Below are 20,675 nucleotides of genomic sequence, written 5' to 3'. Positions count from 1 at the left end.
CGCTGTCAAATGGCGCCGCCGTTTTCAGAGCAGCGTGGCAATAATCACGCGATCGGCATTAAAATGTGCTGTTACCGCCGCGCCAGGCTGAAGATTTTGCTCCTGTGCACGCTGGTTGGTTAGGGTGGCACACAGCGTTTCGCCGCCCGGCAGCGCGATCAGCGCTTCACTGTGGGTCTCGCCCTTAATCAGCTCGCTCAGTACGCCGTCGAGCTGGTTATCGGCCTCGCTCGCGGATGGGGTCACGTCTATCCACGGCGCTTTTATCAGCACCAGCACCTCTTTGCCCGGCGTGAGTTCAAGGCGATTGGCGCTCTGTTCGGTCAGCGCGGCTTTGATGCGCGTCTCGCCGTTGGCCAGCAAGATCTCAACATGCTGCTGTACCGTCTGCGCATCGCGCTGCACCAGCGTGCCGAAAAGCTGGTTGCGGGCGCTGGTTTGCAGCGAAAACCGGGCAATGGCGCCCAGCAGGCTGCCCAGCGGCACCTCATCCTGCAATACATCGAACGCTTTCTGCTGAATCTGCTCCAGCAGCGCGAAAAGCTGGATCAGTCTGTCACCGTAGGCGGTGACCTGCGCGCCGCCGCCGCCTTTGCCGCCCGTGGCGCGCTCTACCAGCGTGCGGTCGGCCAGCGTGTTCATCTCGTTAATGGCATCCCAGGCGCTTTTATAGCTGATCCCGGCCATTTTCGCGCCCTGGCTGATCGAGCCGGTCGCGGCGATCTGTTTAAGCAATTCGATACGGCGAGGATCGGCGAAAAGACGCTGCTGTAATTTCAGGATCAGGGAAAGCTCAGCCTGCATAGTCGCTCCTGGCAAAAAAAAGGGGTTTCCGGAATTGTACACCGTTGCGCGGGCGGGGCGTAAAAACAGGTAAAACGCACAAAAGGTCAGTGCACTTTTATCCGCTACGGATACAATAACTTCTTTTATTCAGTGAGGAAAAATACCATGCTGGAATTACTCACCGGTCTTGCAGAAGCGATCCTCATGGTTCCCGTGGTGATGGCGATAATCCTTGGCCTGATCTATGGCCTTGGCGAAGTCTTTAACGTTATTTCAAAAGTTGGTCATCGCAACGAGCACGCCGCGAAAGAACGCCGCTAGATCCCTGCCCGATACGCCCGGCGACACCGGGCGCTATTTTTTGCGAGCCGCCTCAACTTCTCTCCGTTTACGCCGATAATCTTTATGACACCGGTTGTTAAATCGTTATAGTGAAGACTACATAACGAGACCTTCGGAGAAGACCATGTCTGTGAAATTACGTCATTTCTTTATCGGTGCCGTGGTAACGGCAAGCCTGACCGGCCAGGCCGTAGCGGCTGAAAAGATTACCGTTTTTGCCGCCGCCTCTTTAACCAACGCGTTGCAGGATATCGCTGATCGCTATCAGCAGGGAAAAGAGGTAAAAATCGTCTCCTCTTTTGCCTCATCTTCTACGCTGGCGCGCCAGATTGAGCAGGGCGCGCCCGCCGATCTTTTTATCTCTGCCGATCAGCAGTGGATGGATTACGTCGTGCAGAAAAAAGCGATCGATGAAGCCAGCCGCTATACGCTGTTGGGCAACGAACTGGTGCTGGTAGCGCCGACAGAAGCGAAATCGCCGCGAGTTACGCTGTCGAAAAACACCAACTGGAAAAGCCTTTTACAGGGCCAGCGTCTGTCCGTTGGCGATCCCGATCATGTTCCGGCCGGGATCTATGCTAAAGAAGCGCTGCAGTCGCTGGGCGCCTGGTCGACGCTGGAGCCGATGCTGGCGCGAGGCAACAGCGTGCGGGCCGCGCTGGCGCTGGTGGAACGTAATGAAACGCCTTACGGCATCGTTTATGGCTCTGATGCGGTAGCCAGCAGCAAAGTGGCCGTGGTGGGCGTTTTCCCGGCAGACAGCCATAAGCCGGTGGAATACCCTATGGCGAAAGTGAAAGGGCATGATTCCGCCGGCGTCGCCGCGTTTTATCATTATCTGAAAGGGCCGGAAGCTGCGGCCGTGTTTAAACACTACGGATTTACGCCTCTGTGATATTAAGCGATCCCGAATGGCAGGCGGTTCTGCTTAGCCTGAAAGTCTCCAGCGTGGCAGTGCTGTTCAGCCTGCCGTTGGGTATAGCAGCGGCCTGGGTGCTGGTACGCTGCCGGTTTCCCGGCAAGACGCTGCTCGACAGCCTGATCCACCTGCCGCTGGTGCTGCCGCCGGTAGTGGTCGGCTATCTGCTGCTGATTGGATTCGGCAGGCGCGGCTTTATCGGACAGTATCTCTACGACTGGTTCGGTTTTACCTTCGCCTTTAGCTGGCGCGGCGCGGCGCTGGCCTCCGCCGTGGTCGCTTTTCCGCTGATGGTACGGGCAATCCGCCTGGCGCTGGAAGGCGTTGACGGTCGGCTGGAGCTGGCGGCGCGCACGCTGGGCGCAGGCCGCTGGCGGGTGTTTTTCACCATCACCTTGCCGCTGACGCTGCCCGGCGTTATCGCCGGCACGGTGCTCGCCTTCGCCCGTTCGCTGGGCGAATTTGGCGCGACCATCACCTTTGTGTCCAATATTCCTGGCGAAACCCGCACGCTTCCTTCCGCCATGTATACGCTGATTGAAACGCCGGGCGCGGAAAACGCGGCGGCCAGGCTTTGCCTGATCGCGATTGCGCTGGCGCTTTGTTCGCTGTGGCTGGCGGAATGGCTGGCGCGTCGGGGACGCAAAAAGTTGGGGATGCCATGTTAGAGCTTGATATTGTTCAGCGCCTTGGCGACCACACTTTGCAGGTAAATGCAAACATACCGGCGCAAGGCATCACGGCTGTTTTCGGCGTCTCCGGCGCCGGCAAGACGTCACTCATTAACGCCATCGGCGGCCTGACCACGCCGCAGGAAGGACATATATCCCTGAACGACAGGGTGCTGTTCGATGCTCAGACCAGCGTCAACCTGCCGCCGGAAAAGCGGCGTATCGGCTATGTTTTCCAGGATGCTCGCCTCTTTCCGCACTACAAGGTGAAAGGCAACCTGGAATACGGCATGGCGAAAACGATGCGCTCGCAGTTCGATGAGCTGGTAGCGCTGTTGGGTATCGGCGATCTGCTGTCGCGCTTTCCTTTTTCGCTGTCCGGTGGAGAAAAACAGCGGGTGGCGATAGGCCGCGCTCTGCTCAGCGCGCCGGAAATTTTGCTGATGGATGAGCCGCTGGCCTCGTTGGATCTGCCGCGCAAGCGCGAGCTGCTGCCTTATTTGCAGGCGCTGGCGAAGCAGGTGGCTATCCCGGTGCTGTACGTCAGCCACAGCCTTGAAGAGATTATTCAGCTGGCGGATAACGTGCTGGTGCTGGATAAAGGCGAGGTGAAAGCGCTGGGCGCGCTGGAAAAAGTCTGGGCCAGCAGCGCCATGCGGCCGTGGCTTCCGCGTGCGGAACAAAGCAGCGTGCTGCGCGTTCAGGTGCTGGAGCAGCATCCGCACTATGCGATGACGGCGCTTTCGCTGGGCGATCAGCATATCTGGGTTAACCGCATCGACGCGCCGCTGAAAATGCCGCTGCGTATTCGCATTCAGGCTGCCGACGTCTCGCTGGTGCTGCAGCCGCCGCTGAACAGCACTATCCGTAACGTCATTCCGGCGCAGGTCGGCGAGCTGTTGGATATCGATAATCAGGTCGAGGTGAAGCTGCTGATAGGGCAAAGCGAACTCTGGGCGCGCATCACGCCCTGGGCGCGGGATGAGCTGATGATTAAACCGGGCATGTGGCTTTATGCCCAGATCAAAAGCGTGGCGATCGCCGCCTGACGCCTGGCAAGGACAGTTCCCGTTTGGTCGTTTCGTTGACGCAGGTATCGCTTTTTGCCTGCATCAACGGGCGGACATCATCAAAGTTGCTACAGCCTCTCCTGACAGACGGTTATGCAATGCCCGGCGGCAGACAGGCGCCGATTGCCCGGCATCGGCAAAGCCGCTACAGCACTTCCTGCCAGATAGTCTGTGCAATACCCGGCTCCAGATTGGTGCCGATCGTCCGGCATCGGCAAAGCCGCTACAGCACTTCCTGCCAGATAGTCTGTGCAATACCCGGCTCCAGGTTGGTGCCGATCGTCCGGTGCGCGCGCGCTTTGATGGCGTCGTCAGCGTTGCCCATCGCCACGCCCAGCCCGACGTTTTCCAGCATGCTCAGGTCATTATAGTTATCGCCAAAGGCCAGCACATCGCTCATCCTGTAGCCTTCAGATTCAACCCACTCCGCCAGCCGTTTGCCTTTGCTGTTGCCTGCTTTGGCAATATCAACCTGATCGTGCCATGACCATTCGCAGGCCAGTCCCATTTCCTGCTCCACGCTGTCAGCAAACTGTTGCAGCGCGCGGGTGTCGGGATGGGATAGGGCAAACTTCCAGATCGATTCCGCTTCTTTCGCCGCCTTGCTCAGGTCTGGCACCTTAATAAACACCGGGCGCTGATGTTCCGGCAGCGACAGCCCCCAGTTAATGGCGCGGGTTACATGGCCGGTTTCGGCCTGGTAAAGCATCGCGTTATCGACATACAGCAGACCATGAATGGCGGCCTCGTCCAGCATCTCAATCACCCGCAGCGCCTGATCCTGCGGCAGTGGATCGGCAGATATCACCTTTTCTGCTTGATAATCATACAAATAAGTACCGTTACAGCAGATTGCAGGTGTATCGAGCGCCAGCGCCTGATAAAAAGGATGGATAGCGACGTGATGGCGACCGGTCACTATCACAATTTTTACGCCAGCCTGTCGGGCTTTTTGCAGCGCTTCCAGCGATTCAGGAAGAATGGTCTTACGCGGCGTCAGCAGCGTGCCGTCCAGATCTAAAGCAATAACGCGATAACTCATAAATCGTTCCGAATGTGGTGAGAAAAACGAATTTTTGAGTCTACACCCTGTGACGGCGCTGACAAAATCGTCCGGCACAAATCCGCCTGCGTGGCCTGAGAAAACGCGCTACGCTGAAGCAGACCCGATTGACCTGAAAAAAGGAGCATTTATGAAACAAGTCGTTTATACCGCCAGCCCGGAAAGCGGGCAGATCCATGCCTGGCAGCTTGACCCGCAGGGCGCGCTGACGCTGCTGCAGGTGGTCGATCTGCCAGGCCAGGTTCAGCCAATGGTGGTCAGCCCGAATAAAGCTTTTCTGTATGTCGGTATCCGTCCCGATTTCCGCGTCATCGCTTTTCATATCGACAGCGAAGGCAAGCTGACCAAAGCGGCGGAAGCGCCATTGCCGGGCAGCCCGACCCATATTTCTACCGATCGTCAGGGACGCTTTATTTTTACCGGTTCCTATAACGACGCCTGCGTCTGCGTCACGCCGATCGATGCGCAAGGCCTGCCGGGCGAACCGTTGCAGGTGATTAAAGGGCTGGATGGCTGCCACTCGGCTAATATCGATTTTAAAAACGAAACGCTGTTCGTCCCGGCGCTAAAACAGGATCGAATCTGCCTGTTTGATTTACAGGAAGACGGTCAGCTGCTGCCGCACGCCCAGCCTCAGGTCAATACGGTTGAGGGCGCAGGCCCGCGCCATATGGTGTTCCATCCGAACCAGCAGTACGCCTACTGCGTGAATGAACTGGACAGCACGGTCGATGTCTGGCAGCTGAATAACGCGCATGGCGAAGTCGAACGCGTGCAGAGCCTGGATATGATGCCCGCAGGCTTCAGCGACACGCGCTGGGCGGCGGATATTCGCCTGACCCCGAACGGTCGTCACCTTTATGCCTGCGACCGTACCGCCAGCGTGCTGACCACGTTCAGCGTCAGCGAGGACGGCGGGCTGTTAACGATTGAGGGCCATCAGCCAACGGAAACGCAGCCGCGCGGCTTTAACATCGACGCCAGCGGTCGCTATCTGATAGCCGCGGGACAGAAGTCGCACCATATTGAAGTCTATAGCATTGCGGAAGAGAGAGGGCTGCTGACGCCTCTGGGACGTTATGCGGTAGGGCAGGGGCCGATGTGGGTCACTATCGCGGCGCTTTAATCCGCCGTTCATCAGGCGATAGCGCTACCGGCGCGGGCCAGCCGTCCTCTGCCACAAAGGGTGATGGCCGGCTCGTCAGCAGCGATAAAACAGGACTCACCGGGCCGCAGCCGTAGCTGCCCGTTGCCGTTTTGCAGCACGCCTTCACCCTCAATGCAAAAAAAGATGGTCGCGCTTTCCAGCCGCAGAAGCTGCGGTTCCGGGGTTAAAAAATGGATGGAAAACGCAAAGTCATCGACCGGCACGGAAAACTTTAGTTCGTTGCCCTGCCTCGCAGGCGTAAGCAACAGACGGTTTGCCGCAACGGGTTCAAACCGGAGACTGGCCAGCAGCTCGTTCAGATCGATATGTTTGGCGGTCAGTCCGGCGCGCAGCACGTTGTCGGAGTTAGCCATAACCTCCAGCGCCGCGCCGCGCAAATAGGCATGCGGCGTCCCGGCAGGCAAAAACATTGCTTCGCCGGGACGCATCGTCACCAGGTTCATCAATAAAGGCGAAAACAGACCATTATCATCGGGCCAAAGCCGTGCCAGAGAGCGGATGCTTTCCCAGGGCTCGCCGGAGCGGCCCTCCAGCGCCGTGAGTAGTTTACGCAAGGCCTGCCGCTGCGCTTCTCCTGTCAGTCCGAGTAGCGCTGCGCTCAGTATCGGCAAATGGCTGATATCGGGGCGCTGCGAAAAAGCGGCAGCCTCAGGATGAATATCGGCCACCGGCCTTAACAAACTTGCTATCTCTTCAGGCTGACGAAAACCGTTAATAGCTTTAAAAGAGGTCAGCGCAAACAACAGCTCCGGTTTATGGTTGGCATCACGGTAGTTTCTTTCCGGTGCATCCGGCGGCAGTCCGGCCGCATTTTCCTGCCTGAATCCTCGTTCGGCCGTGCGTTTATCAGGATGGGCCTGAAGCGAGAGCGGTTTATCGGCGCAAAGCACTTTAAACAAGAAGGGCAGCCCGGCGAATCGCCGTGCGACTTCGCTGCCCAGCCGCCCTTCAGGATCTTCTGCCAGCCAGGTTCGCAGGCTGCGTTTTTCGCCTTGTTCATCCCGGATATAAGAACTGCATTGCGGATGCGCCCCCATCCATATTTCCGCCACGGGTTCGTCGTTTGCTTCCGGCAGATGAAACAGTTTTGCGAGCGCGTCTTTACTGCCCCAGGCGTAATGCCGGCGCGGGTTAATCATTTTTTTCATGGATACTTTCCTGTTAACAAAAAGTATTTTCAGGCAAGGATGAGGGGCCTTGCGGCCCGTCAGATAATACCGATAGCGGCGGAGGCGAAGCCCAACGCGATAAGCAACAGCAATACCCGGTTGGGACTGGTTTTTTTGCGCAGCAGGGCAAAGCAGCCCAGCACCAGCAGCAGCGGGATAAGACCCACGCAAATCTTGTCGAGGATCTCCTGCAGCACGAAAGGCTGCCCGGCGATAGTGGTTTCATAGCGGGTCGTAAATTTCACCATGCTGGCGCTCATCGCGCCGACCATCATCAGCCCCATCATTGAGGCGGCGGTAGTGATGCAGCCCAGCAGGCCGGAGCGGGTAGCTTCCGCAATATATCTGGAGCCGAGTCGGTAGCCGATTACCCCGCCGTAGTAGCGCACCAGGTAGCTGGGCAGGTTGTAAATCACCAGGAAAAGCACCGGGCCAAGCGGATTGCCCTGCGAGGCGAGACCGATAGCGATGCCGGTAGCGATAATGCGCAGTACGCCGTAGAAAAAGGCGTCGCCCACGCCAGCAAACGGCCCCATCAGTGCGACCTTGATGCCGTTGATGCTGGCGACGTCAAAGTCGTCGCGGCTGGCGTTCTCCTGTTCCATCGACAGCGTCAGCCCCATGATAAAAGGCGCCAGATGCTGATTGGTATTAAAGAACTGGCTGTTGCGCTGTAAGGCCTGCAGATAGCGATGCGGATCCGGATAAATCTTTTTCAGCATCGGCGCCAGGATCCAGCCGTAGCTCAGTCCCTCCATGCGGGTGTAGTTCATCGATCCCAGCAGCTGAAACTGACGGAAAAAGAGCTGGCGAAACAGTTTTCTGTCCTGCCTGTCGCTGGCGACCGGAGTGGGCGTTTGTTCAGTCATCGAAAAATCCTTCTTTGTCATCTGCGGGCAGGGGATCGGCCGCCTTCCGCTGGCTGGTTTTTAACTGGGTGTACTGGTTCAGGCAGAGATAAACGGCTACCGATGCGGAAAGCATCGCAATGCCGACGATCGGCAGTTGTAGATAGGCCGCCAACGCAAAGCCGATAAAAAAGAATGGGGCAAGATGGCGATTCCACAGCGCCTGCAGAAGAATGGCGAAGCCCAGCGCGGGCAAAATGCCGCCGGTCGCCGTCATGCCGCGCATAATCGTATCGGGAATGCTTTCCACCAGGCTACGGATCGTCTCCGTGCCAAACAGCACGCTGAAGAAGGCGATAACGGCGAAAGGCACTCCATAAAACAGCGTCATACCCAGCGTCATGCCAAGAGCTGCGCGGTCTTTGCCCGCCGCCAGCAGGGCGTCATATTTTTCTACCAGCCCGGTATAAATCAGCTTTTCAACCTGATAGACAAACACCGCCAGCAGTGAGATCGGCAGCGCCAGGGCTACGGCGACCGCAGGTTCCGCATGGGTAAGCAGGGTAAATGCGGTGGCAAGCACGGACCCTACGGCCAGATCGGCGGGCACCGAGCCGCCAATGGTGATAGTGCCGAGAAAGATCAGCTCCAGCGTGGCGCCGATGACGATCCCCTGTTGCAGATCGCCCAGCGCCAAGCCCACCATTGCGCCGCAGACCAGCGGGCGTTCAATCAGCGGCTGGCCCAGCGTGTGGTCGGCGAACTTGGCGATATACATCACCAGAGCGACAAGCAGTGCGGTAATCAGCATAGCGACCTCAGCATTTCCGTAAGGTCTTTGGCCGTATGCGAAGGCAACACCTGATAGCTCAACGCCACGCCGCGTTCAGCTATCGCCTGAAAATCGGCCACGTCCTGCGGCGTAACGTAAAGGGTGTCGGTGATTTTGGTTTTTGCCGCCAGGTTATCGGTAATGCGGCCATAGTTGGCGACGTTGATGGCGGTAATGGCAGGCACCGCTTCCGCCAGGCGACGGGCATCCGCGGCGTTATTGACGATCACCAGAATATTCAGACTGGCGGAGCGCGGATCGTTCAGCGTTTCCGCCGCGTCCACTACCGTCATAATGGCGCATTTGGCAGTATCCGGCGCGGCCAGCCGCAGCGACATTTGTTGTACCTCATTGCCGACAATCTGGTCGTTAGCCACCAGAATGCGGTTGACGGCCAGATGACGAGTCCAGACTACAGCGACCTGTCCGTGGATCAGTCGATCGTCAATGCGAATAAGCGAGATCATGCTGTTGCTCCTTGTTCAGTCTCTACCAGTAAGAGGGCCAGACGCGGCTTAGCCGCACCAGTGCTTCAAGCCAGAAATAGTCTCCCCAGAGGCTGGCCGCATTAATACCGCTGTGGCGACCGAAGTTATAAACGCCCTCGCGCAGCAATCCCTCTTCGCCACGAGCGAAATAGTGCTGATACAGATTGCGCATCATCAGGGCGATAGCGTTGCCGTAGGCGGGACGTAGCGGATCGGTCAGCGGCAGGTGCCGCAGCAGCTCTGCCATGCCGCATACTGTAATAGCCGTTGCGGAGGTATCGCGCAGGGCGTTGTCCTGCGGCGTGAAGATCAAATCCCAGTAACAGACGTAATCGTCCGGCAGGCGATTGAGAAAATAGTGGGCCAGCCTGCGCGACAGTTCCGCCAGCTCCGGTTTGCCGGTATGAGCGAATCCCAACGCAAAGCCGTAGATCCCCCAAGCCTGGCCGCGTGCCCAGCAAGAGCTGTCACTGAAGCCCTGATGGGTATCGCCGTAGCGGGGCGCGCCGCTGTGGATATCCATCCAGAAAGTATGAAAAGTTGAGGCGTCTTCCCTGACCAGATAGCGCGCCGCCTGGAAAAGATGGCGTTGCGCCGCCTTGCGATAGCGCGTCTCGCCGGTTTCATCAGCCGCCCAGAACAGCAAAGGCAGATTCAGATTGCAGTCAATAATCATGCGGCCCTGGCGTTGCGGATCGGCAAGGTCGCCCCAGGCCTGGATTACGCCAGCGGTTGGGTTATAGCGTTGATACAGCCGTTCCGCCGCCGCCAGCGCCAGGCTGCGGGCGCGGTTGTTGCCGGTCAGGCGGCAGGCGTTGACGCAGGAAAGCAAATATAAAAAGCCCAAATCGTGCGTCGCTACGCCAATCTCTTGTTCAAGGCGCAGAGCAAAGTGATCCTGAAGCCTTTCGGCGGTCTGGCGATAGACGTCTTTACCCGTGACTTCCCAGGCGAGCCACAGCATTCCTGTCCAGAATCCCTCGCTCCAGTCGGGTTTCTCCACTGCGGGATAGCGTCCGTTAATCGCGCAGGCGGCGGGAAAGGTGGTAGTAAAGCGGGGCAGCATAGCGTCTATATTTTGCAGCGATGCCTGTAAGGCGTTTTCCAGCCACTGCCGATCCAGCGGCGGCTGACTCTGCTGGTAGCGAGCGTCGAGCGGCTCATAAGCAACTTTCATAGCGGCGGTCTCACGCTGAAAAAATCTTCAGCATCGGCAGCGGGCGGCAGCTGGTGGCTGTACTGCATCGCTTCTGTCGCAGAGACGATTGCTTCCCGGATCCGTTCGCCGGTATCGTTAAGCTCCGACAGGCAAAACGCCATCAGCATAATCAGGTTCGCGCCGCTGACAACGTGCAGATGGGAATAGTCCGCCAGCAGCTGCATAGCAGTATTGTTGACGCTGCCTCCCTGTAAATCCGTGAAGATGACCAGCTCGTTTCCCCGGGCTTCACTCTCCCTGGCGAGCAGGCGCAAGCGTTCATGTAGTTCGGCGGTGGAAGCGATATCGCCGCAATAAGCGCAGAGGCAATGAATGGCAGACTCATCGCCAACCAGCAAACTGAGGGCGGAAATAATACCTTCGGCATACCTGCCGTGGCTGGCGAGACAGATTTCACGCATAACACTTTCCTTGATTGATTACTCTCGTCAGGGAAAGTGCAGAATGCGTGCCAGGATTTTTTTTAATTTATAAATCAAGTGATTAAATTAATATTTAAACACTTTTCGATGGGTTAGACACTTTTTCAGCTCAGTGTTGAAGCCGCTTCACCAGCAATCCATGGCTCCATGATTTCATAGATCATCAGCACTTCGGTCAGCGGCAAAGCGAGGCGATATTTACGATTCAGTGCCTGAAAAAAGGTTTCATGCAGGGTGACAAAAGCCTGCTGAGCGGCGCTGAGTGGCGCATCATCGCGATGATTCATCCCGCTGTTCAGCATAACGCGCTCAATCATCAGCGCGATATGCATAAACAGATTAACGCGCAGGTAGCTGGCAAAGCGCAGCTGGTAGAAGGCTTCATACTGCTGGATAACCGCTGCGATCTCCTCGATCACCACGGCGGGATTGAGAAAATTCAACCGCTCGGCGACGCCGTCCACCGTGAACATTTTAACGATTTCTTCCAGCACTGGCTGCAGACTGTCGGCAGCGAGCAAATTGGCAAAATAGTCGCGCTCCAGCACTTCGGCTTTTTCTTTGATCAGTTTTTCGACGCCGAGCAGCGGGATAAAACCGGCCTCAAGCGGCGTGGTAGTAATGATCAAGCGCGTGCCGTGCAGCGCCGGATCCTGCTGTTGGATCTTGTGCTTAAGGTCATCGTAATCAAGCGTAAGAAGAGCGATGCCGTCAGCCAGATAGCGGCGCAGGATATCGCTCAGCTTGCCTGAAATACCTTCGCCAGAGATACAGGAAATAATAATCTTGTTGCCTGGCATAACGCCCGCATAATAGCGAGCCTCCGCTTCATAGGCGCCTTTAACGCCTGCGATAAGATCCGCCATCGACAGCCGGTTCTGAATGCCGGAAGCGATATCCAAAGCCATCGCTGTACTGACGTTATTGATCACCAGCAGCTCGCCGTGCAGATGCCGCTTAATCTGCTGGTAGATCTCTTTCAGCGATCCCATATCCACCAGAATAATCAGCCCGGCGCTCTGCTTTACAATAGTCAGATGAGCGATAAGCATCTCAATGATGTCGCCTGTCGAGGTTGACCACGGCATATCAAAAGCGGTGAGGTAGTAGCCTCCGCACAGCTGGTTGGCGATGCCCGCCAGGCTGGAAGCCGTTGCGCGGCCGTGGGCGACGATAATCCCATGAATAAGATCGTCCTCGCCAGCCAGCTTATGCAGAATACAGCCGAGCAGGGGCAGCAGCAGAGGATAACGCTCTTCAACGCCCTCTGCTTTCAGCCGCGCCGCGCACTCCAGCGCCAGCAGTTTGGCTTTTACGGAAAGCCAGTCCGTAGAGGCCGTCAGCTCCTCGATCCGCTGTTCCGGCCAGGCATGATGCATGGCGTAGCAGAGGCAAAGCCAGATGGCTTTCCGTTGGGACGGCGAACAGCAAACGCCGGTATTATTTTCCAGCTCGTCAACGGCGCGCCGCACGGCCTGCCAAAGATAACCGCAATAAAGCGCTTCGGGGCGGATATCGCCGTAAAGCCTGGTCAGCAGCTGTTCAACTTTGCGGATAAGCAGCAGAATATTGCCGCTGTGGCAAAACTCTCTGAAAATGATCTCGTCCCACAGCGCTTTGGGCAGTAAAGCCGCGGCCGCAAAGCCGGTTGCCGCCGTCCGTGCAGGAATAACAATTTTTTCGCTGTCGCCCCGAGCGCGCCGTGAAGCGCGAAGCTCAAGGCGATCTGTCCGGCTCTGGTTCCAGGCGCTGGCGCAGATCACTTTTAACTGATTTTTAAGTTCGCCGACGTTTCCTTTTATCGGCGACATGACCAGCTGGCGCATCAGCTGGCTGTCCAGATAAATATCCCGCTCAAGCCTGCACGCTTCGCAATGCAAAAAATACTCAACCTGAGCGACGCGTTCCGCCAATGGCCGGGAGATAAAGTTCGGCAGAACCACGCGCATCGGTATGCGGCGACGGAAAGTATTGAGGAGTGCCGTGTCGATATTTTCCGTAGTGGCAAAAATAAAGCGTATCGTAGCGGGACGGCGCGTTTTGCTGTCGCCCAGACGATAGAAATAACCCTTATCCAGAAACAAAAAAAGCTTTTCCTGGCCGGAAGCCGGCAGGCGGTGCACTTCATCCAGAAAAAGATAGCTGCCGTCCGCTTCATCCAGCAGGCCGGGCTTTTCGCGGTCCGCGCCGGTAAACGCGCCTTTGCTGTAGCCAAACAGTGTGGCCGAGAGCAGTTCGGGGTTATTGGCGTAATCGGCACAGTTTAATTCGAACAAAGGTTTTTCCGGGGCAACGAGCCCCTGTTGTACGGCATAGCGATGGATCAGGGATGCCAGGTGGCTTTTGCCGACGCCGCTTTCTCCTGTTAGCAGGATCGGCAAACCCTGCCCTGGATAGTTCACCGCAGAGCGGCACAGCTCGACGGCTTCGGCCAGGCTGCCTTTAACGCCGATCAACTGGCTGAAAGCGTCATCATCCTTACTGGCTTCAGGCATGGCCTGACCGACGGTGATAAAAAAGCGTACCGGCCTGCCGGGTTCTTTGCGCAGCCTGCCTTCTTCGCACAGGCGATTAAGATAATGGCTGATCACGCTACGGCTCAGGGGAAGCAGCTTGCTACACTCCAGCGCAGTAAACCCTTTGGCAAAAGAGTGACGCGCTATTGTTTGATAGAGTTTTTCCTTGGCAGATAGCGTCATAAATCCTTCTCTTCCGTCGAGTTGCCACGGTCTGCTTCTGCAAACCCGCGCTTACTATCCGTCAGAGAAAGAAGAAAATGAAACGCTGTTTTTATTTTTGTGAAGATTCTCGCGTTATGGGCCCGACAAAAAAAAGCCCGGACGCATGCCGGGCTTGACAGCCGCGCCGCTCAGGCGGCGCAGAAAGAGGGTTAGCTGTAAATAGCGGTAAGCGAAGCGCTTGCCAGCTGATGGAAATGCACGTTAAAGCCCAGCATCGCGCCGCTCGCCTGCTCGTCCACCTCCAGCTTTTCCACGTCCAGCGCATAGACGGTGAAAATGTAGCGATGGCTTTCGCCTTTTGGCGGCGCCGCGCCGCCATAACCCGCTTTGCCGAAATCAGTGCGGGTCTGCACCGCGCCGGAAGGCAGTTCGGCCACGCCGGAGCCTGCGCCCTGCGGCAGCACGCGCGTATCGGCGGGCAGGTTGGCTACGCCCCAGTGCCACCAGCCGGAGCCGGTTGGCGCATCGGGATCAAAACAGGTGACGACAAAACTTTTGGTGCCGGCGGGCACATCATCCCAGGTCAGATGCGGCGACAGGTTATCGCCTTCGTAGCCCATCCCGTTAAAAACCTGGCGCGCCGGTAGCTTGTCGCCGTCGTTAAAATCCTGACTAAAGAGTTTCATTTCCCCTCCTGGCATTATTGATGAAGCAGTTTCAGCAGCTCCTCGGCTGCTGCGACGGAGGATGCGGGATTCTGGCCGGTCACCAGGTGACCGTCCGTGATAGCGAAACTGCCCCAGTCATGGGTTTTCTCATAGTTACCGCCCAGCCCTCTCAGCGCATCCTCGACCAGGAAAGGTACCACATTCGTCAGTCCGACGGCGCTTTCTTCACTGTTGCTGAAGCCCGTCACGCGTTTCCCGGCCACCAGCGGCGAACCGTCCGGCTTTTTCGCCCGCTTCAGCACGCCCGGCGCGTGGCAGACCGCGCCGACCGGTTTGCCGTTAGCGTAAAAACTCTCAATCAGCTCAATGCTCTGCCGATCCTCCGCCAGGTCCCAGAGCGGGCCGTGACCGCCGGCGTAAAACACCGCGTCGAATTTGCTGCTGTCTATAGTGCCCAGCTGCTGGGTATTGGCCAGCGCCTGCTGAGCGGCGATATCTTTACGGAAGCGTTCGGTATCGGCGCTTTGCGCATCCGGCTCGTCGCTTTTGGGATCGAGCGGCGGGTGTCCGCCAGCGGGCGATGCCAGAACCACGTTGATGCCCGCATCGCGGAAAATGTAATAAGGCGCTGCGAACTCCTCCAGCCAGAAACCGGTTTTTTTGCCGGTTTCGCCAAGCCGGTCATGCGAAGTCAGCACCATTAAAATTTTCATTTCAGGCTCCTGTTGGCGTGTCGCCAGCTACTTTAATCAGCACTTTACCGAAGTTTTTGCCTTCGAGCATGCCGATAAAGGTTTCCGGCGCGTTGTCCAGCCCCTCTACTATATCTTCGCGGAAAACAAAACGATCCTCCGCGACCCACTGGCTCATCTGCTGGAAAAATTCGCTAAAGCGATGGCCGTAATCCTGATTAATGATAAAGCCCTGAACGTGCAGGCGCTTACGCAGGATGGCGCTCTGGAAAAGCGGAAGGCGGTTTGGCCCTTCCGGCGCATCCTTGCTGTTATAGTCGGCGATCAGGCCGCAGACCGGGATACGGCCTTTGGTGTTCATCAACGGCAGGACGGCGTCAAATACCGGGCCGCCGACGCTTTCAAAATAGACGTCGATACCGTCGCGGCAGTAGCGCTTAAGCGATTCTGATAAATCGCCTGACCGGTGGTTGAGGCAGCGGTCAAAGCCCAGCACGTCTTCGGCATAGCGGCATTTTTCTTCGCCTCCGGCGATACCCACCACGTAGCAGCCTTTCAGTTTCGCTATCTGGCCTACCATGGAGCCGACCGCGCCGGTTGCCGCCGCCACGACCACGGTTTCGCCCGGCTGCGGATTACCGATATCCAACAGTCCCATATAGGCGGTAAAACCGGTCATCCCCAGCATTCCGAGCGCCCACGAAGGGTGTTTCAGCACGGGGCCGCTGAGCTTAAACAGATCTTTGCCGTCCGACAGGGCAAAATCCTGCCAGCCGCTCTGGCTGACCACCCAATCGCCAGGCTGGTAATCTTCATGATTTGATTGTTCGACGATGGCGACGGTGCCCGCGCCCATAACGTCGTTAACGGCGATCGGTGGCACATAGGAAGGCGCGTCGCTCATCCGTCCACGCATATAAGGATCCAGCGAGAGCCAGATGGTACGAAGTAAAATCTGGCCTTTCCCTGGCGTTGGCACGTGCTGTGACTCCAGACGAAAGTTAGCTTCAGTCGGTGCGCCATGCGGGCGCGAGGCGAGCACGATACGGCGATTTGTCTGTTTGTCTTGCGGCATGGTTTTTCTCCTTTACAAAATACAACCCGTAAAAAGCGTAGTGCATATGTCTCGTGCTCGCTTTGCTCTGGGCCGTAAAACAGGCAAAACAGCGCCGCTGAAATTTAATGAGGCATTTTAATCTTTTTCTGCTTGCCTGCGGGTTAAACGCGGGGCGGCGAACCAATCATTATTAACTATTTTCTAAATGGTTTATCGCGCAAGCTATGAAAAGTGTTTAAATAAATAATGAAAAAAATACAGCTTAAATCAGGATGTAAGTGGGTCAGCTATGGTGTATTTGTTGATGGCGATACGCGTTTTATTAACCATGTTTGATTATTTCTCTGGCGAGAAACTGAGTGTTTTAAGTATATATTATGAACCTTTTGACAAGGTGTGGTTTAAGTCATGATCGCTTTCATTTAATCAATGAATTTATGTTTATTGTTACTCTTAACATAAACCGCTATTTATTTAAACAATTGCTAAAATATTTGATGAGGCTATTTAATTGGATTTATCCTAAAAACTATTTACAGAGAAATACAAATAGAGTCATAATAAGTCTCGGGGCATTCTTATGGGCCGTTATATTCCTCGTTCGACGTGCTCCTGATGAATTTATATCGAAAAAGTCAGCCACATCAACATGTGAAGCAGAGGGGATTTATGGAAGAATTTAAAAAGTTATTATTAGCTACAGCTATGGCGGGTACCCTTTTTACTGGTAGCGTATATGCACAAACCGGTGCCTCTGTCGCCGGGGGCACTATTACCTTTAACGGCGCGGTCAGTGATACAACCTGTAATGTCACCACGAACAGTGGGTCGGACTTTACCGTTAACGTCTCGCCTGTTACTAAACAAGACATGGGCACTACGCCAGGCGTGATCGGCAGCAGCGCAACGCCTTTTACCATTACCGTTTCGGGCTGTAGCGGCTTTGATGACGCCAGCACCGCTGCACAGTCGTTGAATATCATTTTCACCGGCGCCAATGTTTCGGATGATATGAATTACCTGAAAAACGAATCGGGTTCAGCCGAAGGTGTCGGCATCGCCATTACTAAAAACGGTAGCGATCTGGTAAAAATGAACGAGGCTCTGGCGACAGGACTGGCTACAAGCCAATCCGCTACCAATGGGAATTACGATACCGCTGCGGCGGGGGACATTAATCTTTACGCACATTATTACAACTACGGCGGCAGCAACGTTTCTACTGGTTCAGTAGTGACTACCGCAACTTATACATTTAGCTACGAATAATCTACTTTGTGCCAGGACAGGAGAGCGTCAGCTTTCCTGTCTCCTTCGGACGGCATTTCAGGAGTGTTTGTGAAAAAACTTTTGCTTATTATCGTCTGTTATGTCTTCAGCTGCGCTGCCAGTGCCAATGTTATTATTAATTCAACCCGCGTAATATTCCCTGCCGACGCTAAAAGTGTTTCAGTGCAGCTAATCAATAAAAGTAAAGAACAGCATCTTGTGCAGTCATGGATAGATGACGGCAGACAAAACGAAAAGCCTGAGAATATTTCAACACCCTTTATGGTTGTTCCCCCGGTGGTAAAAATCCAGGGTAACGATGGCCAGGTTTTAAGAATTAATTATAACGACCAGGCCAGATCCCTGGCCAAAGATCGCGAGTCGCTGTACTGGCTGAACGTGCTGGATATTCCTCCCGTACCGAAAAATCTGGATGCGGCGGCTAACTATATGCAGGTCGCTATACGCAGCCGTATAAAAATTTTTTGGCGTCCGGCAGGACTAAAAGTATCGCCTGAAAATATTGGTCGCCACCTGAGCCTGAAAAGGCAAAACCAGTATGTCTGCATCAATAATACATCACCTTTTTATCTGGCTGCCGTACAGCTGGTGAGATGGGACGGAAAAAGCACCCGCGTTCAGCAAGTAAAAAAACAGGATAATCTGATTAGCAAAGCCGTTTCGGTACCGCCTTTTACCTGTCAGCGGCTTGATGCCGGAAAAATATCCGCTTCAGGCGGCAGCTATCAGCTGACTTATATTGACGACTATGGCAGCAGAGTCCCGGTTACGATTGATTTAGTAAATTAAAGGGAATTATTCAGGAGAAAACAATGAAGGCAACGGTAACTCTGCTTGCCCCAACAGGCTATGGAAAGCTATTTTATCTCACCTGTATTATTCTGAACTGTTCTGCAGTCAGCGCGGCTGAAACATTCAATACCAGCTTGATGGTAGGGTATTCGTCTCAGGCTGACTGGAATAATCACGGGCAGACCATCTTATCCGGAGTCTATGATCTGGATATTTATATTAACGGCAGCTGGAGCGGTAATTTCCCGGTGAAAGTGGATTCAGGAGAAGCTTTCTGGCTGGCAGGAGCAACGCTTAAAGCGTTGCCAATTAAATATATTGATAAAAAAGCGATAACTAAAAAAGAGTGGGTGCCGGTAGCCGAAATAGTTTACGGCGGGCAGGCCAGGCTTAACAGAGGAATGCTGCGCCTGGATCTGACTATTCCTCAGGCCAGAACAGATAAAAAAGATCGCCGCTGGATCGCACCGGAACTGTGGGATGCCGGGATTAATGGTGCTTTTACCAATTACAGCCTCAGCTATAATAACCTTCAGCGGCACAATAATGATGGCGATGCGGATAACGTTTTCCTTTCGCTCAGCAGCGGCATTAATTTAGCCCACTGGCAGCTGGTCGATAACAGCCAGTTTCAACGCACGCCTCGTCGCCAGGGAGAATGGAATACGCAATCCCGCTATGTCGAACGCGCGCTGCCAGCTATTCATTCTTTATTCAGGGTAGGTGACAGCTATACCAGTTCGCCCTGGTTCGATAACATACGTTTTCGCGGCATCACGTTAAAACAAGACCAGCGCATGTATCCCGATTCTTATCGTACCTATATGCCGGTTATTCGCGGTAACGCCACGGCGAATGCCGTAGTCAGTGTTTATCAGAATGGCAGCGCTGTTTATCAGACAAACGTGCCGCCGGGTCCTTTTGTGATTGACGATCTTATGCCTGGCGGATCGCGCAGCGATCTCACGGTAGAAGTTGCCAACGCTGGCGGCCTCACCGAGCGTTTTACCGTCCCTTATTCTACCATTTCCGATATGTTGAGAAGCGGCTCGTCAGAGTGGCTGTTAACGGCGGGTAACGTCCAGCTGCGTAACGTTGATTTACACCCGGCCTTTATTCAGGGCAATGGCTCACATGGCGTTAATAACTATCTGACGGTCTATAGCGGCGCAACGCTAAGCCACGATTATGCTTCTTTTCTGCTGGGCGGCGCGTTCAGTTTGCCGCGGATCGGATCGTTTTCAACCAATGTGGACATGGCCCGCGCGCGGCTGAACAGTGGGGAATCAATGCAGGGAGAGCGCTGGAAATTAGCTTACAGCCGCTTTTTTATGACCAAAACCAACCTGACGCTGGCGACTTACTATTACAACACGGCACGCTATCTTTCCCTTTATGACGCGGTACAGACCAATGCGTTAGCGCGTGAGGAGAACGGCAGGCAATATCTGAGAAGCAAGCAGAGCTTCAGCATTATCCTCGATCAGACCCTGCCGCCGGGCTGGGGACGGATAGCGATTGACGGCTTGTGGCGTCAGTACTGGAACAGCGATCGCATGCTAAAGCAATACAGCCTGACCTACAGCAACCTGTACAAAAAAGCGACGTGGAGTTTGGCCTTTCGCCGCAATCACTATGAATATGACGGCAGCGAAGAAGAGCGGCGTTACAGCAGCAAAAGCTACGATGAGCAGCGAATCGACCTGGCTGTTACTGTTCCGCTCTCTCTGTCCGGCAACCGCCACAGCGTCACGCTGCGTACCTCGTCGCAGGACGGTAAATATAGCGGTATGGAAGCCGGGGTCAACAGCTCGCTGGAAAGCCTGGACTACAGCCTTAACTTCAGCCATGACCGTACCGGACACAGCGCAAAGTTTGGTGCCTACAGCGCCTGGCGCACGCCTTATGCAAAGTTAACGGGTCAGTACAGCGAGGCGAGCGATTTCTGCCAGCTTGGCATAGGCGCCAGCGGCAGCGCCGTACTCTGGCGCAATGGCGTGCTGGCTTCGGGCAACACGGGCAATACTTTTGTGATCCTGGACGCGCCGGGTATTGCTCAGGCCACGGTCAACGGCAATCCCAATATGAGAACCAACCGCGCAGGTCGGGTACTGGTTCCTTCCGTCACGCCTTACCGTATGAACACTTATCTGTTAGATAACCCTCGCGGCGAAAGCGAAGGCGAACTGCTGGGAAATATCGGACGCGTGACGCCCTGGGCAGGCAGCATTAACTATGTGCAATATAAAACCGACACGCGTGCCGTGTTTACCGTCAAAGCGCTGTTTGATAACGGGCAGCCTTTGCCTTTTGGGGCCGGCGTCACCGATGCAGAAGGCGACTCGCTGGGCTACGTAGCGCAGGGCAGCCTGATTTATCTCAAAGCGAAGCAGCTTCCAGAATGGCTGAACGTGCAGCTGGCGGAAGGGCAGGAGGGTAAAGCGTGCCGGATCCATGTAGCCAACGCGGCGCAGACCTATTTTTGCGTGCGCTGAGCC

20 protein-coding genes are annotated in these 20,675 nt (G+C 55.4%); 8 read left to right on the top strand and 12 right to left on the bottom strand.

Translation table 11 applies throughout. The annotated features are described in order from the left end of the window. Window positions 1-24: 24 nt before the first annotated feature. Window positions 25-804, bottom strand: coding sequence for a molybdenum-dependent transcriptional regulator (gene modE, locus EGK14_RS09655; RefSeq protein WP_125288871.1), 780 nt, complete (start codon window positions 802-804; stop codon window positions 25-27). Window positions 805-951: 147 nt separating this feature from the next. Between modE and EGK14_RS09650 the strand changes: the two genes are divergently transcribed. The 4 genes from EGK14_RS09650 to modC all read left to right on the top strand — a co-directional run bounded on the left by EGK14_RS09650 (window position 952) and on the right by modC (window position 3,767). Beyond that, entirely contained in the window at window positions 952-1,107 is a 156-nt protein-coding gene (locus EGK14_RS09650; RefSeq protein ID WP_125288870.1) for an AcrZ family multidrug efflux pump-associated protein, read from the top strand. A gap of 145 nt (window positions 1,108-1,252) precedes the next feature. Further along, on the top strand, window positions 1,253-2,023 hold the full coding sequence (modA, locus tag EGK14_RS09645; RefSeq protein WP_125288869.1) for a molybdate ABC transporter substrate-binding protein: 771 nt from the start codon (window positions 1,253-1,255) through the stop codon (window positions 2,021-2,023). Next, window positions 2,020-2,715 carry a molybdate ABC transporter permease subunit gene (gene modB / locus EGK14_RS09640; RefSeq protein WP_125288868.1) on the top strand — a complete coding sequence of 232 codons (696 nt, stop codon included), beginning with the start codon at window positions 2,020-2,022 and terminating at the stop codon, window positions 2,713-2,715. Before modA ends, modB begins: the two co-directional genes overlap by 4 nt. After that, a complete protein-coding gene (gene modC, locus EGK14_RS09635) occupies window positions 2,709-3,767 on the top strand; it encodes a molybdenum ABC transporter ATP-binding protein ModC (protein ID WP_125288867.1) in 1,059 nt (352 codons plus the stop codon). Before modB ends, modC begins: the two co-directional genes overlap by 7 nt. A gap of 244 nt (window positions 3,768-4,011) precedes the next feature. Here modC and EGK14_RS09630 read toward each other — a convergent pair whose 3' ends face one another. After that, window positions 4,012-4,830, bottom strand: a complete 819-nt coding sequence (locus EGK14_RS09630) for a pyridoxal phosphatase (protein ID WP_125288866.1) — start codon at window positions 4,828-4,830, stop codon at window positions 4,012-4,014. Window positions 4,831-4,981: 151 nt separating this feature from the next. Between EGK14_RS09630 and pgl the strand changes: the two genes are divergently transcribed. Further along, window positions 4,982-5,977 carry a 6-phosphogluconolactonase gene (gene pgl / locus EGK14_RS09625; RefSeq protein ID WP_125288865.1) on the top strand — a complete coding sequence of 332 codons (996 nt, stop codon included), beginning with the start codon at window positions 4,982-4,984 and terminating at the stop codon, window positions 5,975-5,977. Window positions 5,978-5,988: 11 nt separating this feature from the next. On the opposite strand, the gene manA is transcribed toward pgl, so the two are convergent. From manA to EGK14_RS09575, 10 genes are all read right to left on the bottom strand, one after another. Then, window positions 5,989-7,167, bottom strand: a complete 1,179-nt coding sequence (manA, locus tag EGK14_RS09620; protein WP_125288864.1) for a mannose-6-phosphate isomerase, class I — start codon at window positions 7,165-7,167, stop codon at window positions 5,989-5,991. 59 nt (window positions 7,168-7,226) lie between these two features. Then, window positions 7,227-8,057: a PTS system mannose/fructose/sorbose family transporter subunit IID gene (locus tag EGK14_RS09615; RefSeq protein WP_125288863.1), complete on the bottom strand. Its 831-nt coding sequence runs from the start codon at window positions 8,055-8,057 to the stop codon at window positions 7,227-7,229. Beyond that, window positions 8,050-8,847, bottom strand: a complete 798-nt coding sequence (locus tag EGK14_RS09610; RefSeq protein WP_125288862.1) for a PTS sugar transporter subunit IIC — start codon at window positions 8,845-8,847, stop codon at window positions 8,050-8,052. The genes EGK14_RS09615 and EGK14_RS09610 overlap by 8 nt, the downstream gene beginning before the upstream one ends. Beyond that, complete coding sequence (locus EGK14_RS09605; RefSeq protein WP_125288861.1) at window positions 8,841-9,335, bottom strand: PTS sugar transporter subunit IIB; 495 nt, start codon at window positions 9,333-9,335, stop codon at window positions 8,841-8,843. The genes EGK14_RS09610 and EGK14_RS09605 overlap by 7 nt, the downstream gene beginning before the upstream one ends. Window positions 9,336-9,357: 22 nt before the next feature. Continuing rightward, window positions 9,358-10,533, bottom strand: coding sequence for a glycoside hydrolase family 88 protein (locus EGK14_RS09600; protein WP_125288860.1), 1,176 nt, complete (start codon window positions 10,531-10,533; stop codon window positions 9,358-9,360). After that, the gene (locus tag EGK14_RS09595) at window positions 10,530-10,976 is read right to left on the bottom strand and encodes a PTS sugar transporter subunit IIA (RefSeq protein WP_125288859.1); all 447 of its coding nucleotides are present in this window, start codon (window positions 10,974-10,976) and stop codon (window positions 10,530-10,532) included. Before EGK14_RS09595 ends, EGK14_RS09600 begins: the two co-directional genes overlap by 4 nt. Window positions 10,977-11,101: 125 nt before the next feature. Beyond that, window positions 11,102-13,696 (bottom strand): sigma 54-interacting transcriptional regulator, encoded by a 2,595-nt coding sequence (locus tag EGK14_RS09590; protein WP_125288858.1) that lies wholly within the window; start codon window positions 13,694-13,696, stop codon window positions 11,102-11,104. Window positions 13,697-13,887: 191 nt separating this feature from the next. Further along, on the bottom strand, window positions 13,888-14,364 hold the full coding sequence (locus tag EGK14_RS09585) for a kinase inhibitor (protein ID WP_125288857.1): 477 nt from the start codon (window positions 14,362-14,364) through the stop codon (window positions 13,888-13,890). 14 nt (window positions 14,365-14,378) lie between these two features. After that, window positions 14,379-15,059, bottom strand: coding sequence for a type 1 glutamine amidotransferase domain-containing protein (locus EGK14_RS09580; RefSeq protein WP_125288856.1), 681 nt, complete (start codon window positions 15,057-15,059; stop codon window positions 14,379-14,381). A 1-nt stretch (window position 15,060) separates the two neighbouring features. Beyond that, entirely contained in the window at window positions 15,061-16,113 is a 1,053-nt protein-coding gene (locus EGK14_RS09575; RefSeq protein WP_125288855.1) for an NADP-dependent oxidoreductase, read from the bottom strand. A 651-nt stretch (window positions 16,114-16,764) separates the two neighbouring features. Between EGK14_RS09575 and EGK14_RS09570 the strand changes: the two genes are divergently transcribed. From EGK14_RS09570 to EGK14_RS09560, 3 genes are all read left to right on the top strand, one after another. Beyond that, on the top strand, window positions 16,765-17,364 hold the full coding sequence (locus EGK14_RS09570) for a fimbrial protein (protein WP_125288854.1): 600 nt from the start codon (window positions 16,765-16,767) through the stop codon (window positions 17,362-17,364). Window positions 17,365-17,433: 69 nt separating this feature from the next. Continuing rightward, window positions 17,434-18,174, top strand: coding sequence for a molecular chaperone (locus tag EGK14_RS09565; RefSeq protein ID WP_158616039.1), 741 nt, complete (start codon window positions 17,434-17,436; stop codon window positions 18,172-18,174). A gap of 23 nt (window positions 18,175-18,197) precedes the next feature. After that, window positions 18,198-20,672 (top strand): fimbria/pilus outer membrane usher protein, encoded by a 2,475-nt coding sequence (locus EGK14_RS09560; protein WP_125288852.1) that lies wholly within the window; start codon window positions 18,198-18,200, stop codon window positions 20,670-20,672. Window positions 20,673-20,675: the final 3 nt, after the last annotated feature.

This window comes from Erwinia sp. 198, from assembly GCF_003937915.1.
Classification (GTDB): domain Bacteria; phylum Pseudomonadota; class Gammaproteobacteria; order Enterobacterales; family Enterobacteriaceae; genus Erwinia; species Erwinia aeris.
Note: the sequence above shows the minus strand (reverse complement) of the source record. Positions and strands in the feature narration are given on the sequence as shown.